The 15604-nt window shown below is 66.2% G+C and carries 13 protein-coding genes; 2 read left to right on the top strand and 11 right to left on the bottom strand.

Annotated features, from left to right (window positions below; translation table 11 throughout):
• Positions 1-219: 219 nt before the first annotated feature.
• The 3 genes from ON22_RS03525 to ON22_RS03515 are packed head-to-tail and all read right to left on the bottom strand — an operon-like array spanning position 220 to position 4433.
• On the bottom strand, positions 220-1761 hold the full coding sequence (locus tag ON22_RS03525) for an ArnT family glycosyltransferase (protein WP_081595296.1): 1542 nt from the start codon (positions 1759-1761) through the stop codon (positions 220-222).
• Between the two features lie 35 nt (positions 1762-1796).
• On the bottom strand, positions 1797-3377 hold the full coding sequence (locus ON22_RS03520) for an FAD-dependent monooxygenase (RefSeq protein WP_033244205.1): 1581 nt from the start codon (positions 3375-3377) through the stop codon (positions 1797-1799).
• A gap of 36 nt (positions 3378-3413) precedes the next feature.
• A complete protein-coding gene (locus ON22_RS03515) occupies positions 3414-4433 on the bottom strand; it encodes a glycoside hydrolase family 113 protein (protein WP_033244204.1) in 1020 nt (339 codons plus the stop codon).
• A gap of 102 nt (positions 4434-4535) precedes the next feature.
• Here ON22_RS03515 and ON22_RS03510 point away from each other — a divergent pair, with 102 nt between their 5' ends.
• Positions 4536-5201: a TetR/AcrR family transcriptional regulator gene (locus ON22_RS03510; RefSeq protein ID WP_051157113.1), complete on the top strand. Its 666-nt coding sequence runs from the start codon at positions 4536-4538 to the stop codon at positions 5199-5201.
• A gap of 447 nt (positions 5202-5648) precedes the next feature.
• Here the strand turns inward: ON22_RS03510 and ON22_RS03505 are convergent, their stop codons facing one another.
• Both ON22_RS03505 and ON22_RS03500 read right to left on the bottom strand, forming a co-directional pair.
• The gene (locus tag ON22_RS03505) at positions 5649-6569 is read right to left on the bottom strand and encodes an oxygenase MpaB family protein (protein WP_231508562.1); all 921 of its coding nucleotides are present in this window, start codon (positions 6567-6569) and stop codon (positions 5649-5651) included.
• Positions 6566-8494, bottom strand: a complete 1929-nt coding sequence (locus tag ON22_RS03500) for a linalool dehydratase/isomerase domain-containing protein (protein WP_051157112.1) — start codon at positions 8492-8494, stop codon at positions 6566-6568. The genes ON22_RS03505 and ON22_RS03500 overlap by 4 nt, the downstream gene beginning before the upstream one ends.
• Positions 8495-8713: 219 nt before the next feature.
• On the opposite strand from ON22_RS03500, the gene ON22_RS03495 reads away from it, so the two are divergent.
• Positions 8714-9328 (top strand): TetR/AcrR family transcriptional regulator, encoded by a 615-nt coding sequence (locus tag ON22_RS03495; RefSeq protein ID WP_169332446.1) that lies wholly within the window; start codon positions 8714-8716, stop codon positions 9326-9328.
• 350 nt (positions 9329-9678) lie between these two features.
• Here the strand turns inward: ON22_RS03495 and ON22_RS03490 are convergent, their stop codons facing one another.
• The 6 genes from ON22_RS03490 to ON22_RS03465 form a co-directional block, all read right to left on the bottom strand.
• On the bottom strand, positions 9679-10113 hold the full coding sequence (locus tag ON22_RS03490) for a type II toxin-antitoxin system VapC family toxin (protein WP_033244203.1): 435 nt from the start codon (positions 10111-10113) through the stop codon (positions 9679-9681).
• Positions 10110-10361 (bottom strand): CopG family transcriptional regulator, encoded by a 252-nt coding sequence (locus ON22_RS03485; protein WP_033244202.1) that lies wholly within the window; start codon positions 10359-10361, stop codon positions 10110-10112. The genes ON22_RS03490 and ON22_RS03485 overlap by 4 nt, the downstream gene beginning before the upstream one ends.
• A gap of 468 nt (positions 10362-10829) precedes the next feature.
• Complete coding sequence (locus ON22_RS03480) at positions 10830-11864, bottom strand: substrate-binding domain-containing protein (RefSeq protein WP_033244201.1); 1035 nt, start codon at positions 11862-11864, stop codon at positions 10830-10832.
• A 38-nt stretch (positions 11865-11902) separates the two neighbouring features.
• A complete protein-coding gene (locus ON22_RS03475; protein ID WP_231508561.1) occupies positions 11903-12916 on the bottom strand; it encodes an ABC transporter permease in 1014 nt (337 codons plus the stop codon).
• The gene (locus ON22_RS03470) at positions 12913-14445 is read right to left on the bottom strand and encodes a sugar ABC transporter ATP-binding protein (RefSeq protein WP_086007656.1); all 1533 of its coding nucleotides are present in this window, start codon (positions 14443-14445) and stop codon (positions 12913-12915) included. Before ON22_RS03470 ends, ON22_RS03475 begins: the two co-directional genes overlap by 4 nt.
• Positions 14442-15443, bottom strand: a complete 1002-nt coding sequence (locus ON22_RS03465) for an NAD(P)-dependent alcohol dehydrogenase (RefSeq protein WP_033244199.1) — start codon at positions 15441-15443, stop codon at positions 14442-14444. The genes ON22_RS03470 and ON22_RS03465 overlap by 4 nt, the downstream gene beginning before the upstream one ends.
• Positions 15444-15604 lie beyond the last annotated feature (161 nt).

Genomic DNA, 15604 nt, shown 5'->3' with positions numbered 1-15604 from the left:
ATGCACTCCGACGCGACCTGCATCGATAATCGGGACAGTTTCTCGGCCCCTGTATTCAGGGTCGTTTCGTGCGGGAATTCTGGGCAACCGCTGTGGGTAGCCATCAGGCAGCCTCACCGGTTCCGGTCAGTCCCTCCTGCTCAGCGATCCATGCCCGCGCGGCCATGAGTTCCGCGAGTTCGACCGGGCGAGATAAGGGTCGAACATCGCGCTATCCCATTACCCGGGACGGGATTCTGGAATATCGGCCGGCCCGATGCGACGAATCGAGAGCCACAGCTGCGCCCACGACATCGTCAGGTCCTGACAAAGGAAGACTCGGGTGCCGTTCTCCTGATTCTCGATGCCGTATTCGTTGTGCACGACGGCGACCTCGGTGACCCGACCGCAAGCCTGCTCGGTCCACGCCGGGACTATCGAGGGTGCATCGGTACCCATGACGACGACCGTTGTGTAGCGCTCGGGCGGAGGCCCCCACCAGCCATACGCCTGATGCCCACTGTAGATAGGCGGAAATCGCGTGTCCTGGGCGGAGAAGGCAGGACCGAACTGCGCGATCGCCCCGGCCTGACCGTAATTATCTGCCACCACAACAGTTTCGGTGCGCACGTCGATTGGTAGTCGATCAACGACGTCGGCGACTGTGCGACCCATCTCCGGCCAACCGATCTGTTCACCGATTTCCCCGTTCACACCGACCACCGGGGTGTCCGCGAGCACCGATACCGGCAGTATCGGCAGCGAGAACACCGCTGCGATCGCGGCCGACACGGCAACCAGCAGGCTCACTGCCAGTGTGCGTAGTTGTCGACCACCGGCAGCAACCCACTGCGAGGCGGCGACACCGGCCGCGGCCAGTAATGGCGGGTAGGCGTCGACCAGATAGTGCTGCTGACCGCTGGTGACCAGAAGTAGTCCCAGCAGAGTGAGGAACGCGACACCGAAACAGCGCACCCCGGGCCGTTTCAGCAGCCACCACAGGCCGGCGATCCACACCGGCAGCAGCAGCGGGCCGACGATCACGATCTGGTAGGCCACCAGCTCCCAGCGGCTGTTGTCGGCACTGATCTCGGTCGCCATCTGCCACTGCGGCCACCCGTTGCGGGCCTGCCAGACAACCGTCGGTGCCGCGATCACCACCGCCAACACCACCCCGACCGGCAACCACCGGCCGCGCAGTACCTTCCGTGGCCCCATGGCGACAACGGCGCCGAGGACAATCACGGCATACACGGCGAGGAACACCCTGTTGAGCAGACCGAGACCGAGCACGATCCCGGCGATCGCCCACAAGCGTCGATCGCCGGTACGCACCAGTCGCGCGGCGACGAACACGAGGGCGGTGGCGAAGGCGATATCGAGCGTCGCCGTCGACAGGATGTGGCCGGAGACCAACACCAGGGCCGAGCTCGCCGCGATCACCGCGGCGAAGAATTGCGCGCGGCGGTCACCGCCGAATTCTCTGGCAATGAGACCGATCAACACGATCGTGACGGCAGCCGCCAGCGCCGCGGGAATACGCAGCGCCAGCAACGAGTCCGGCGCCAACTGGTCGGTGATCCGAGCCAGTAGAGGGCTCAGCGGCGGATGATCCGGATAACCCCACGCCAGATGCCGGCCGGATTCACGGATATAGAACTCGTCGCGATGAAAGCCATACCGCTCGGAGCACACCATCAGCACCCCGAAAACCGCGGCCGCAAGCACCATCAGCGGCCAGAACTCGCCACAAGCAGTACGAAAACGGCTACGCGGGACCATGTCCGACTCGCCGATGTCACGGGTTGGTCGATGTCTCAACGGATTTCCGACGCCGACGGCCAGCTCGGGCGCCCTACCGGTAAGAGACAGCGCTGCAGTGCTGTGCGAAGGGCCCGTCGGTCCGTGGTGTCCGGGTGAGGCGATGCCGTTGCCCATGCGACGTAGCAGTCCGGGCGTAGAAGCAGTGCGGTGGGCAATCCGGGTTGGAGGCTTGCGGTGACGATGTCGAGTTGGTCATGCCATTCGGTCAGCGATTCGGCCAACCCCGTATCGCCGGTCAGGTCGAGCAGCAGTGGCCGTGCGTTTCTGGTCAGCTCGGCCAGCCGGACGGTCCCGTCCGGAGTGAGCAGTTCCATGTCCGGGGCGAACCGGCCGATGAGTGGATGGGTATCGGGTCCACCCATGTCGTAGCGAATATCGGTGCCTGCGGTCAGGGCGGCAAGGCGCTGCACCGTGGCCTGATCGTGGAGCAGTTCGGTGAACAGTTCACGCAGGGCAGTGATGTCGCTGCCCGGGCCGATCAGTGCGGACTGCGCCTGGGCGTAGGTGACCATGCGGGCGGCGGCTTGCCGGCGTTCGGTCTCGTAGCTGTCCAGCAACCCGACCGGGGCGCTGCCGCGGATATGGGCCGCGAGTTTCCAGCCGAGGTTGGCCGCATCCTGCAGGCCGAGGTTGAGCCCGGGACCGCCTCCCGCGGTGTAGATGTGGGCGGCGTCGCCGACCAGGAAGACGCGGCGATCTCGGAACCGGTCGGCGATTCGGGTGTGGCCACCGCTCAGCCGCCGCAGCACGTGCGGTCCCTGGCCGGCGGGCGGGCCGAGGGGTATATCGGCGGCGAGTACGCGGTGGACGCTGGCCCGGAGTTCGCCGAGGCTCATGGAAGCGCCGGTATCGGGCTGGTCCCACTCGATGGTGCTGATCAGCGGCGGGTGACCGGGGAACGGCGCGTAGGAGAACCCCCCATATTCGGTGCGCAGCGGCAGGAACGGCCGGACGGTTCCGTAACCGGGCACGGTCAGCGCGCCGGTCGCCGGGTCCACCCAGTCGGACGGGACGGTGGCGTGCGCCGTCCGGCTGGTCGCGCGGTCGTAGCTGACACCGGGGAATCCGATGGCGGACAGTTTGCGGGTGAGGCTGTGGGCTCCGTCCGCGCCGACGAGGTAGCGGGTACGCAGCCGGTAACGTCCGTCCGGGCCCGCGACGTCGACGGTGACCGCGTCGTCGTCTTGCGCCAGGCCGATGACCTCGTGTCCGCGCCGGATCTGCGCGCCTAGTTCGACAGCACGCTTTTCCAGAACCTCCGTGATGCGATGCTGCGGGGCGGGCAGACCGTAGATCGGACTGTCGTCGAGCAGGCTCAGATCCAGGGCCATCGCGGCGAACATGAAGTAGGTGGAGTTCGGTTGCGGCGGTGACGGACTACCACTGAGCTGCTCGTAGAGGCCCCGCCGATCGAGCAGTTGCACGACCTGACCGAGTAGCCCGTTGGCTTTCGGTTCCGCACTCGGTGTGGCCAGCCGCTCCAGCACGAGCGGACGGACCCCGGCCAGGCTCAGCTCACAAGCCAGCATCAGCCCGTTCGGGCCACCTCCGCTGATCACAACATCGACGGTCATCGGTGTCTCTCTTCTTTTGCTCGTGCCGCGATATGGTCAGCCGCCGTAGTAGTCGCCAAGGGCGGTGAAGGCGGCCTTGGGTTCCCAGGACAGGCCGGGATATGTTTCTCCGCAGCGGTTCTCCAGAACTTTGACGATGCCGAGGCTGGCCAGATCGAGGTCGTCACGGGGGTCGCCGTCGGGACGGTGCGGGAAGTTGTCGAGCGCGAAGAGGAACACGAAGGCGCTGTCGACGCCCGCGTCGTCGAATACCTTCAGCAGCTCGCGCAGGTAGATGGCCTGCCCGGGCTCGTCACGGACGTACTCGCCGGTCAGTCGGAACGGCGAGCCGTCCTTGCTGTACTCGGCCACTTCCAGAACGCGACCGCCCCGGTGACCGGCGTCGCGGTAGGCCGCAGTGCCGAACTCCGTGATCGCGACCGGCTTTCCCTGCGCTACGAGTGCGCGGACGCCTGCGGCGAATTGATCGGCGACCTCGGCCGAGCGGTAGAGATCCACGCCGATGATGTCGAAATATTCCCAGTCGACGCGCTCGAGCGGGATGGCGGCGTAGGTGACTTTGCCGCCGAATCGTTCGCGGACCGAACCCACAGCGGCGGCAAGGAACTCGTTGACCCGTGTGCTGAGCTCGCCGATCCGTTCGGCCATGCCATCACGCCTGCTCAGCAACTCGAGCCGGTCCTGCTGTGTGTCGCCCGGCAGGAATCCCTTGTTCATCAAACTCAACTCGGCGCCGGTGACGAATACGACCTCGGCGCCCCCTTGCCGTAGCCGTTCCGCCCGCTCGGCGCAGTCGGCGAACAGCGACAGCATCTCGTCGGCAGTCAGCTCCAGCGGGTAGGGCGAGAACCAGACCTCTAAACCGAGGTCGGCGGCGAAGATGGCGGCACGTTCCATCCGCTCGGGATCACCGCCGATGACGCGGACCGCGGTGCAGTGCAGGTCGTCTCTGATGATGCGCAGCTCACGTGCGACCTCGTCCGGGTCGAAGCGCACACGGGAGAGTGCGCCGTGGCTGACGAAGCCGGTGTCGTAGCTGATGCCTTTGCCTCTCATCGGCCTGGTTCCTGTCGGTCGGGGGTGAGGACCCCAGACTAGAAGACAAAACTGCGTACACGCAACTTTGCGTACACGCAGCTAAGGTGGAATGCTGAGACGGTGACGACACAACGGACAGGCTTGCGTGAGCAGAAGAAACAGGCCACCCGGGAGGCGCTCCGCACGGCGGCACTTCGACTGGCACTCGAGCGCGGACCGGACAACGTGCGCGTCGAGGACATCGCAGCAGCCGCCGGCGTCTCACCGAGGACCTACAACAATTACTTCTCGAGTCGAGAACAGGCGATCGTCGCCGCTGTCACTTCCGAACGAGAAAGGCGGGTCGCGGCGGCAGTGGCCGACCGCCCCGCCACCCGCCTCGCCGACGCCGTCATCGACGCGATCGTGGATCAATACACTACCCACGGCGAATCCGACCGCGACGCGCTACTGCTGATCACCACCCACCCTGCACTGCGCACCGCATTCGTTCATGCCCCCAGCGCGATCGAACACCCCCTCGCCGACGCGATCGCCGAACGCATCAGCGACACCCACCCACACACCGCCCGCGTGCTCGCGGCCAGCGTGGCCGCCGCGGTTCGCGTAGCCCTCCAACAATGGTTGCAGCCCGCCGGCCCTTCCCCAGCGATCAGCGGACTCGTCGTGCCGTCCGGCGCGTTACCGGATTTACTCCGTTCCGCACTCGCGTCACTGGCCCCCGCACTCGATGCCGCCGAAGACGGCCGTACCGCCGACATCAGCGACCTCCGAAACCATGGTTGAGCCCACGCTCTGACCTGCACCGACAACGAACACCACGGTGATGTGAGCCGGAGACACCGCAAGGCTTGTGAACATGGAGACGGTCGGCCGATCCGTGATAACCGACCACTACCGTCAGACCGGATACACACCTGCGATTACCAGCCGTTTTCCAGTTGCCCATGTTGTTCGAATCCTGCCGAGGGCACAATTGGCCTCTGACCTGCATAAATTACCGGCCAAAGGCCATTCTTCACGTCCGCACAATGCTGTAACAGCTAGAAACTTTGCCGGTATAAGTGACCTTATCGGCCAGGACCTCGATGACATTGACGAACTGCTCGAGGTGGATTTATTCACGAAGACTACGTCGAGAACGCAACGGGCGCTCCCCAACCCGGCCACGCTCCCAACCCAGTCCTTCTTTTGTAAGCCCTGATTGTGGCCCATCCGAGGGCGGGCCACGCTCTAGGACTTACCCGCCCTCCGATGGGGGTGGGCGCGGTTGGGGGTTCCGCCGCGTCGGTAGCCGACTTCGTCGGGTGTGCGCGGTCCGTAGCGCCGTTCGCCGAAGTCGACGGCGAGGGACCGATGCGGGTCGAGGCGTTGGAACTCGACGCTTGCCGCGTAGGCGCGCAGCCCAGCGGCCACCAGCGAACGGGTCGCGAGGTCGGGCTCGGGGAGGCCGTGCACGCGACGAAGCAATTCGGGGCAGAGCGCGGCGATAACCCGGGGCGCGGCGGACCGCACAGGCCGGGGCAGGCAGCGCTCGCCGAAGGCGTCGATCAGGGCGCGGGCGATCGCGCGTCCGTCGTCCGAGGCCGCGTACTCGCGCTGCTCGTAGGCGATCGCCCAGCGGGCGAGTTCGGCGCGCTCGTCGGGTAGGTCGACGAGGTGCTGGCGTACCGCCACCGCCCGCCAGAATCGCCAGTGCGCTTCCCGCTCGGCCTCGGAGAACAGCCGGACGCCGAGTTCGGAGGTAATGGCGTGCGGGTCCAGAGCCAACGTCGCGAGGGTGTAGACGGAGTCCTGGTTGCGCAACGGGAAGTGCGCGTGGATCTCGTTGAGCCGTTCGATCCAGGCGCTGCCGATGGCGGAGCCGGGTCCGTGCTCGAGCAGGTTGCCGAAGAAGACGATCGTGTCGTCGTTGCGGCGCAGGGTGTCGCGGACGATATCGCCCGTGCCGCGGCGGTACAGCGTGCGCGCCATCGTCGGCACCGCCACCTGCTCGAGGAAGGCGACGGTGAACAGCGCGTACACCAGCGCGCTGTGGCCGTGCAGGACTGTCAGCGAAAGGCGGGCGATCTCGTCGGCATCGCGGATGGGGTCGAGCGCGGCGATGCGGCGTCGTACCTGCGCCCCGGAGATGTGGTTGTTCGCACGGGTCACAGCCGGGGCTCCACATCGAACTGGAGCCGGTCGCCGAGGTCGAGGGTGAGCGTCGTCCGACCTGCTCGGTCGGCGACGATCTCGCGCTCGATCGCTCCCGTCACGAGGTAGGGGCGCCCTGGCACCAGCCTGTCGACGACGACGGTGGTGCGTACCGGACCCGAGCCGGGCCGCAGAACGCACCGCAGCGCAGCGCCGTCGGAGACCGCCCGGGCCACCAGGACGTCGGGGTAGGCGGCGTCGGCGAGCCGGGGGCCGGTGCGCCAGGGGTCCGGCAGACCGTGCCCGATGAGATCGCGTAACCCGGACGCGCGCCCGAAGCGGGCCATCAGCTCGTAGAGGTTGCCCTGGGTGGAGACGCCGGCGTAGCGCGCCGCCCCGCCCGCGCGGTGGGTGGTCTCGGTGTCGGCCAGGTGGGCGAGTACGCGGGCGGCGACCTCTTCGTCGCCGATCTCGCGGGCAGCCATCGCCAGCAGGATCTGCCCGAACGCCTCACCGCCGAAGGCATAGGAGCCGGAGTCGCAGCGGTTGGCCAACGTCGCAGGCAGAACGAAGCGGCCGTCGCGCTCCTGCAGAACGGTCTCGCGCAGCAGCCGCCAGGATCGGTGCGCGAGTTCGGGGTACGCGGGGTGCAGCCAGTAGGTCGTTGGCAGCCACACGGCGTCGCCGGCCCACGGACTCCACGACAGGCCGAGGGTTTCGGAGCGGACACCGACGACACGGCCGTCGGGGCGATGGAACTCCTCCAGGTAGGCGGTGCGGACGCGCTCGTGCAGTCGGTCGTAGGCGGTGCCGCCGCGCAGGCGGCGGTCCATGAGGAGGGTGTTGACCGCGAAGGTGTTGCAGACGGGGTATATCCACCGAGGTTCGCAGGAGAACAGCGTGAACGACGAGCGCTCCATGTTGGTCGCGATCGAGGTGGCCAGCGCGGGTAGGTCGTAGCTGTAGGCCTCGTCGTCGGACCAGCGGTAGGTGAGCCCGCCCGGCGCGGAGAAGCGGGCGTCGTCGAAGGTCTCGAAGAGGCCGACCGATACGCCCTGCCAGCCGGTAAGCATGACGTTGTCGCCGTTGTCGACCGGATCGCGGCGCAGTGACAGGCGGCCCCACGCGTTCTCCAGCGCCCAGTAGCCCCATACGCGCCGGTCGCCCATCTTCTCGATCGAGCGGACGTGCGCCTCGGTGAGATAGCCTGCGAAGGCAGGGGCGCAGGTGTGGCGGTAGGCCGCCAGCGCGTAGCCGAGCAGACAGAGTTGATAGCGCAGCGCTGCCTCGCGGAACTGGTCACGCCGGTCGAACCCGTCGAAGGACGCCACCGGCTGCAGGGCGAGGTCGAGCGCGAACCGGAGCCGCTCGAGGTCTTCTGGGGTCGCCTCACGCACCGGCGGCTCGACGCGAGAGGGCACCTGGGTGATGGTGGCCGGCCTGGCCAGAACGCCCGCGTTGAGGCGCACAGCTCGCTGTCGGCGCCGGGCGTGCCGCACCGCGTGCGCGGCGAGGCAGAGCGCGGCCAGAGCCGGCCCGGCGACGGCGACTGCGCCCAGTCCGGCGTCGGTGGGGTGGTGGCCCGTCGCGAAACCGAGAGCGAGGTCGAGCGCCCAAACCGTCACAGGCGCGACGACCGCGCCGATCATCCACCAGATCAGCATGGCCGCAACGAGGGCCAGCACCGCGACGAGCGCGTGCAGCGGATGGCCGCTCGCGAGGTGCTGGCCGCCTGGCAGCATCAAACCCGCGCCGAGGAGGCGGAGCCGGTCGTCGCCGGCGAGGGCCAGAGCCGCGCCGAGTAGCCAGACGACACCGAGGCCACCTCCTGCGCGGAGCATGGTCCGCAGGGTGACCGGCGGTAGCAGGGGCGCGCGCTCGTCGAGCGGGGTGAGCGCCACGGTCATCGTGCGCAGCGGCTCGGCCCCGGTGGTCGCGCTCATCGGGTCACCACGTAGCGAGCGGGTGGAGCGAACACCGTCTCGCCCCCTCGCAGCGCGCGTAGGAGTCGGTCGAGCGCGGCCATCACCGCGAGCGCGGCCACACAACAAACCATGACGAGCCTCCTTGAACTGCCGGACAAAAATTCGATTTCAGGAACCGGAACGTTTTGGTTCCCAATAAGGTGACAGGTCGCGGGACGGCGTGTCAAGATGCTCGCCATGTCCTCCGTCGCCCGCCCCTACGGCGGCATGTCCAGCGGAGCGCGGCGCGAGCAGCGTCGGGCGCGACTACTCGAGGCAGTGCTCGACGTCGTCGCCGAGAGCGGTCTCGGCGTGTTGACGGTGGCGTCGGTGTGCGCCTCCGCCGGCGTCGGTAAGCGCTACTTCTACGAAAGCTTCGCCTCGCTCGACGAGCTGGTCGCAGGCGCCCTGCAGCTGATCTACGACCAGGTCGGCCGGGCTATCGAGGATTCCGGGCTCAAACCCGAAGACCCCGCCGAACGATTGCTGGAGGTAGCCGCCCGCAGCGCGCTCGCGGTCATGGACGACCCCCGGGTAGCCCGGTTTTACCTGGAGTCGGCCGGCAGCCCCGCGGGCATGGCCGTCCGCGAGGCCGCGGTCGGAGCCCTGACCGAACAGCTGCTCGTCCGACTGGTCGGCGCCGGCCCGCCGCAGGCGACCGCCCGACTGCTCGGACATCTGCTCGTGGCAGGCACCCACCATGTGGTGGCGCTGTGGCTGGGAGGAAAGTCCGGAGTCGGGCGTGAGGAGCTGGTCGCGCTGCTCGTCGGTATCGGCGTCGACGCCGCGGAGCGGATGCGCCGAGAAGCCTGACGGACCGTGCCAGGTCCGATTTTCTGTCCGCCGTTGAAGTCAGGTTCCCCCGCATTGCTGGAGGGCGGGGATATCAGGTTCCAGCCGGAACCGGGTGATGGGTAGCTCGCTTCGAACTCATCCGGCGATCGCCAACCCAGCAGGGCGGCCCCGGGTCCGGCAAGCCCAGCGATCAGGTGAGGCCGTCGGCTGCTCTTCGGCGTGTTCGCCCATGGGCCCGCAGTGTGCAAGTCCAGGCCGAGCGGGGTCAGCTCACCGATCTGCTCGCGCCGGAGTCGGCCGTGGGCTCATGCCGCCGGAAGATCGTGTCCCCGTACTGGATCACCTATCGAACGTTGCTCGATAGGGCATTAGAGATCATCGGGCAACAGACGAAACGCGGCATCACCAGTGAGCGGGCTGATTGCGCGGAAATCACGTCGGTCGAGGGTCAATACCGCCACCGTTTCGTATCGTTCCGCCAATGAAACATTGGTGGCGTCCGTGAGATCCAGGCGCAAGGCCAGGTATCTGTTCTGCACCCTGCGTGCGACCCGCAACAAGTCCGCCGAGACCGTGGGCACTTCGATGCGTCCGGTGCGCTCTTGCGCCAACAACCAATCATTCACCGCATATGCGGCTCGACGATTGAGATTTCGGGTGGTGATGTGTTCGACTTCCAGCAACACGAGTGGAGAGACGATGGTCAGCGCCGCCTGCTGCAGCGCTGCGCGCGCACGGACGTGCTCGGGATCCGCGGAGTTGAAAGCGGCGACCAGACCTGAGGTGTCGCCGATCACGATCATCCAGCATCGGATTCGGTGTTGGTGATCGCTTCTCGCACAGTGCTATCGATTTCATCCGCCGACACCGCATGCCCGTAGTCGAGTACGGGGATATCCCACTCCTCATCCCATCGGCGAGTGCGTATCGCGGCCAGATGAAAAGCTTCACGAAAATACTCGGACTCCGGCCGCCCTTCACGTGCCGCGGCCGTCTTCACCAGCTCGAGGTCGGCCTCGTCGACCATGACCGTCGTCTTCTTCAGCGCCATAAGGTTATGGTACCCGAACCATAACTTCAGGGCGCGCGCAACATATCTCCCGCGCTCCTCAGAACCGGCATAACCCCACGATGACCAGGTATTTTCCAGTTGCCCATGTTTTGCGTGTCCTGCCGAGGGCAGGATATCGGAGCTGGTCAGCCCGCTTTTTTTGCGGAGACTGACCGGCCCCGACCCGCTCTCGGTACGCAGTGAATACGCAGCAGCGAAACCCGTACGCACTGTATGAGCTCGGAAGCGACCGTATCCAGATCGTCGTCGAACAGGTCGGCGTAACCATCCAGCGTTGTACTCGGCTTGCCGTGGCCGAGCATCCGCCGTAGTTCATGATGCCGACCGGCTGGTACAACGCCGTGACAGCTGCCCGGAGACGGACTTCGCCGCTGGTGAGCGCGGACGCGCGCGTGGCGGAGAAGCGCGGTTCGATCGCAGCCCCGAGTGGCTACCGGCCGCTGTTTGTTACTGGCCGGGCAGGCCCTCGAAGGCGATATTGCCGTTCGCGAGGTTCTTGTCGACAAGGTCGGGCAGATTACGCAGGAAGTTCTCGCGATCGGTGACCACATTCTTCATCGCGGCGTCGACGTTGTCCGTGGTAATCGCGGGCATCCGGTAGACCGGCTTCGCATCCACCGCCTCGCCTTTGGCGAGTTTCGTCGCGACGGCCAGCCCCACCGCCATCTCGACCGTGCCGTGCTGCAGGGAAGTGCCGATGAACTGACCGTTCTTTACCGCGCGCAAACCATCCTCGATGCCGTCGATACCGACGATCGGAACCTGCTTGCCCGCCTCGGTCAGGGCCTGCAGGGCGCCCAGTCCCATATCGTCGTTCTGCGAAATCACCCCGTCGATGGTGTCGCCGAACGCGGAGATCCAGTTCTTCATCTTGTTGACGGCCTCATCGCGCTTCCAATTGGCCGTGTCCTTGGCGAGTACCTTGATGCCGGGATACTTCGCCAGCACGGAGTCGATACCGGCGCCGCGGTCGATCTCGCCGGAACCCCCGAGCGGACCCTGCAGGATGACCACATTGCCCTTACCGCCGAGTCGGTCCACCATCATCTGCGCCTCCTGCGCACCGGCGGCGACATCGTCGGGCTGCACGGAGCCGTCGAGATCCGAATTCTTCAGGGAGGCATTGACGTCGACGAACGGAATGCCCGCGGCCTTGGCCGCCGCCACCTGCGGCGCGAGCGATCCGGCTTGGACCGGATTGACGAGGATGGCGTCGACCTTCTGGTTGATGAACTGGTCGATCTGATTGGCCTGGGTGCTGACGTCGAGATTCGCCGAGTTCCACAGCACATTCACGTCGCGAGCTTCGGCGTAGGCGTCGATACCTTCCTTGCCCTGGGTCACGAACGACGACATATCGTAGACGCTGACCCCGATCGTGATCTTGCCGCTACTGGTATCACCTGCGCCGCAGGCAGCCAACATGGTGGCACCGACCGCGCCGGCGGCGAGCACCGCGAGCGTGCGAAGGGTTCGTTGCATGACTATCTCCTTGCAGTGGATTCACCGATGTGCCGGTGTCAGCGTTTGCGGTATTTCGACGTGGCCAGATCGATGGCGACGGCGGCGACGATGAGTGCGCCCGTGATGACGTCCTGCCAGTAGGCAGGGACAACGAGCAGGTCGAGACCGTTGTTGAGGGTTTGGATGAGTAGCAGGCCCAGTGCCGTTCCCCAGATGGTGCCCCGCCCGCCCATGAGGGACGCCCCACCGATGACAACGGCGGCAATCGCGTCGAGTTCATAACCGCTGCCGAGATTGGGCGCACCGGAGATCACCCGGGAGGCGAGCATCAGGCCGGACAAGCCGGCGAGGCCGCCACTGATCACGTACACGCTCAACAGGATCCGATCGGCCTTCACGCCGGCGATCTCGGCGGCGAGCCGATTGCCGCCGACCGCGTACACCCGCAGACCGAACGCGGTGCGCTTCATGATGATTCCCAGCGCGACCAGGCCGGCGATCATGAGCAGGACCGGAATCTTGATCCCGAGAAATTCGGTATTGGCGAAGGTGCCGAAGTTGTTCGGGAGTCCATTGATCGGCGCGCCGCCGCCGATGACGTAGGCGATGCCGGAGCCGAGGGTCAGCATGCCCAGTGTCGCGATGAACGGAGGCACATTGAGCCGAGCCACCACAAACCCGTTCACCAGCCCGGCGGCCAGCCCGACCCCGACGGCCACCACGAGCGCCAGCCACATCGCGTCCGGGTTGTTCTTGGCCGTCAGCGCCGAGGCCATGGCCGCCATCGCGATGACGCTGCCCACCGAGAGATCGATGCCGCCGGTGATGATCACCATCGTCTGTCCCAGCGCAATGAGGGCGAAGGGCGCGGCGGCGATCAGGATGGTGCTGAAGTTCTCGATCGTGCCGAATCGCGCGCTCCGATACAGAAAGAACGCGATGATCAGCAGCATCACAACGACCATGGCGTGGTCGATGACCAGATTGCGCAGCGTCTGCGGGCGCAGCCACCGTCGTGACCGGAGCGCGAGTGTGGTTGTCGCGGTGTCGGGTTGCTCGTCGATGGTCACGATGGGAATTCCTTCGATATCCGGTCGGTGTCTCCGGAGGCGAACCGGAAGATTCGGTCTTGCACATCTGGCCGGCCCAGCTGGTCGCGGTCGAGTTCGCCGGCGAAACGCCCTGCGTGCATGACGAGCACGCGATGGGACAGCGAGACCACTTCCGGCATATCCGAGGACGCCATGACGACGGCCATCCCACGCTCCGCCAGCTGGGTAATGATCTTGTAAATCTCGTTGCGTGCGCCGACATCGACACCACGGGTGGGTTCGTCCAGCAGCAGCACGTCTACGTCTTCGGTGAGCCAGCGGCCGAAGACGACCTTCTGCTGATTTCCGCCCGAGAGAGTTTCCACCGATTGCGCCAGACTGTGCCGGCGCAACCGCAGCCCATCCATCACCTTTCCGATCGCACGCGTCCGGCCGAGGGAGCTCAGGTAACCGGCGGTACTGAAGGCGCCGGCATGCGGAAGGGTGGCGTTGTCCAGAATGGACATGCCCATGATCGCACCGGCGCGTTTGCGGTCCTCCGGAACGAACACCATCTTCGCGACGATCGACGCGGCCGGATTGCCCGGGCGCACCCGGCTACCTTTGACGGAGATCGTTCCCGCGCGCGGGGTGCGCATGCCGAAGATCGTTTCCAGCAGTTCGGTGCGCCCAGCTCCCATCAGGCCCGCGAGTCCGACGATCTCGCCGCGGCGCACCGTCAGGTTTGCCGGCGGACGCTCGTCGACCGCCAGATCCCGCACTTCCAGCACAATCTCCTCGGAATGCGGTGCGACCGGAGGAAAGAGGGTGCCGAGCTCACGGCCGACCATGGCGGTCACGATCTCGTCGTCGGTGATATCGGCAAGGGGCGTATCGGTGACGAGTTCACCGTCCCGCAGCACGACGACGCGATCGGCGAAGTTGCGGATCTCCTCCATCTTGTGTGTCGTGAACAGTACGGCGACGCCGTCGGCTCGCAGTTGCCGCAGCACTGCTCCGAACCGGGCGACCTCGCCCTTGGCGATCGCGCTCGTCGGCTCGTCGAGCAGCAGCACCCGCACCCCGCGACTGGTGGCCTTGGCGATCTCGATGATCTGCTGCACACCGACCGACAGCTCGCCGACCTTCCGCAGGGGATCGAGATCGAGTCCGAAGGGTTCGAGCGATTCCCGCGCCCGGCGGGCCATGGCGCGGCGATCGAGCATCCCGGCGCGATTGATTTCCCGTCCCAGGAACAGATTCTCGTAGACCGTCATCTCGGGAATCGAGGCGAGTTCCTGGGGAACGATCCCGACGCCGAGCCGGTATGCCTCCTGTGGATCGCCGACGCGGAGCACCTGTCCGTGCACCGAGACCTGGCCATCGTCGGGGTGATACTGCCCGGCGGCAATCTTCATCAGCGTCGACTTCCCGGCGCCGTTCTCGCCGGCCAGCGCGGTGATCGTGCCCGGCTGCAAGGCCAACGACACTCCCTGTAAGACCGGTACCGAATTGAATGCTTTGACAATGCCGTCGCAAGCCAGCGCGGCGCCCGTGGTCACACTCATCTCTGGGGATTCACGATCAACTTCAATTGCGCGGAATCCGATACCGCGCGCAGTGCTTTCCCTGTTTCTTCCAGGGCGTAGTGGCCGGTAACGAGACGGTCGAGGTCGACGCGGCCCGTACGAACGAGTTCGATCGCGGTCGGCCAGGTATTCGCGTACCGGAAGACCCCGGTGACCACCAGTTCGCGGTTCTGCAGCACCGGGAGGGCGACCGTGATGTCGTCCGGTCCCATTCCCACCAGCACCAGGGTTCCGGCCGGGCGCAGCGCCCGCAGCGCCGAATCCATCGCCGCCGGCGCTCCCGAACATTCGATCGCGACGTCGAAGGGGCCGAGATCGGCGACAGCCGACGGCGCGACCGGGTCAATGGGACCGAATTGGGTTGCTCGCTCGCCTCGATTCAGGTCCGGGTCCGAGATGACGACCGTGGTCGCACCGAACGCGACGGCGGTCTGCGCGACGACGACACCGATCGGCCCCGCACCTGTCACCAGCACCCGCTGCCCGGCGCTGACCCCACCCTTGCGAACGGCCGCGATCGCCACGGACAAGGGTTCCATGAGCGCGGCCGCGTCGTCGGACACCGTATCGGGAACATCGAAGGCGAAGCCGGACCGGATGGTGACGTACTCCGCGAAGGCGCCATCGACCGGCGGTGTGCCATAGAAACGCATGTGCGGGCACAAATTATAGTGGCCCGCCAATGTTTCACGACTCGACAGATCGGGGTGCTGGGGCTCGATCGAGACGCGCGCCCCCACCCGATCATCGGAGATATCCGCACCGACCGCGACGATAGTCCCCGCGGCTTCGTGGCCGAGCACCAGCGGGGATTCGACGACGAAATCACCGATTCGGCCGTCGTGATAATAGTGCGCATCGGATCCGCACACACCGACCGCGCTCACCTCGACCAGCACTTCATCCGGCGCGACCGCAGGTACCGGTCGTTCTTCTATCGCGATATCGCCCGGAGCGCGCAGCACGCTGGCTCGCATTGTTCGAGGGATCTGATACATGGACTTCTATTCCTCCAAAACAGGTGGCCGCCGGCGCGCCCGGGGGTACCCGACCCAGCATTCGGCCACATTCACGACGTTCGGCGTGTTCGGCTCTCCCGATGTGACATGAGGCACTGCGTCGACCTTCGGCCACCGCG

This window comes from Nocardia carnea NBRC 14403 (assembly GCF_000308515.1).
In the GTDB taxonomy this organism is placed as follows: domain Bacteria; phylum Actinomycetota; class Actinomycetes; order Mycobacteriales; family Mycobacteriaceae; genus Nocardia; species Nocardia carnea.
Note: the sequence above shows the minus strand (reverse complement) of the source record. Positions and strands in the feature narration are given on the sequence as shown.

Bases quoted from the DNA above. Each gene is read 5' to 3' on its own strand.
- ON22_RS03525 (WP_081595296.1), bottom strand. From the start codon at position 1,761: ATGGTCCCGCGTAGCCGTTTTCGTACTGCTTGTGGCGAGTTCTGGCCG.
- ON22_RS03520 (WP_033244205.1), bottom strand. From the start codon at position 3,377: ATGACCGTCGATGTTGTGATCAGCGGAGGTGGCCCGAACGGGCTGATG.
- ON22_RS03515 (WP_033244204.1), bottom strand. From the start codon at position 4,433: ATGAGAGGCAAAGGCATCAGCTACGACACCGGCTTCGTCAGCCACGGC.
- ON22_RS03500 (WP_051157112.1), bottom strand. From the start codon at position 8,494: ATGAGCGCGACCACCGGGGCCGAGCCGCTGCGCACGATGACCGTGGCG.
- ON22_RS03495 (WP_169332446.1), top strand. From the start codon at position 8,714: ATGTCCTCCGTCGCCCGCCCCTACGGCGGCATGTCCAGCGGAGCGCGG.
- ON22_RS03490 (WP_033244203.1), bottom strand. From the start codon at position 10,113: ATGATCGTGATCGGCGACACCTCAGGTCTGGTCGCCGCTTTCAACTCC.
- ON22_RS03485 (WP_033244202.1), bottom strand. From the start codon at position 10,361: ATGGCGCTGAAGAAGACGACGGTCATGGTCGACGAGGCCGACCTCGAG.
- ON22_RS03480 (WP_033244201.1), bottom strand. From the start codon at position 11,864: ATGCAACGAACCCTTCGCACGCTCGCGGTGCTCGCCGCCGGCGCGGTC.
- ON22_RS03470 (WP_086007656.1), bottom strand. From the start codon at position 14,445: ATGAGTGTGACCACGGGCGCCGCGCTGGCTTGCGACGGCATTGTCAAA.
- ON22_RS03465 (WP_033244199.1), bottom strand. From the start codon at position 15,443: ATGCGAGCCAGCGTGCTGCGCGCTCCGGGCGATATCGCGATAGAAGAA.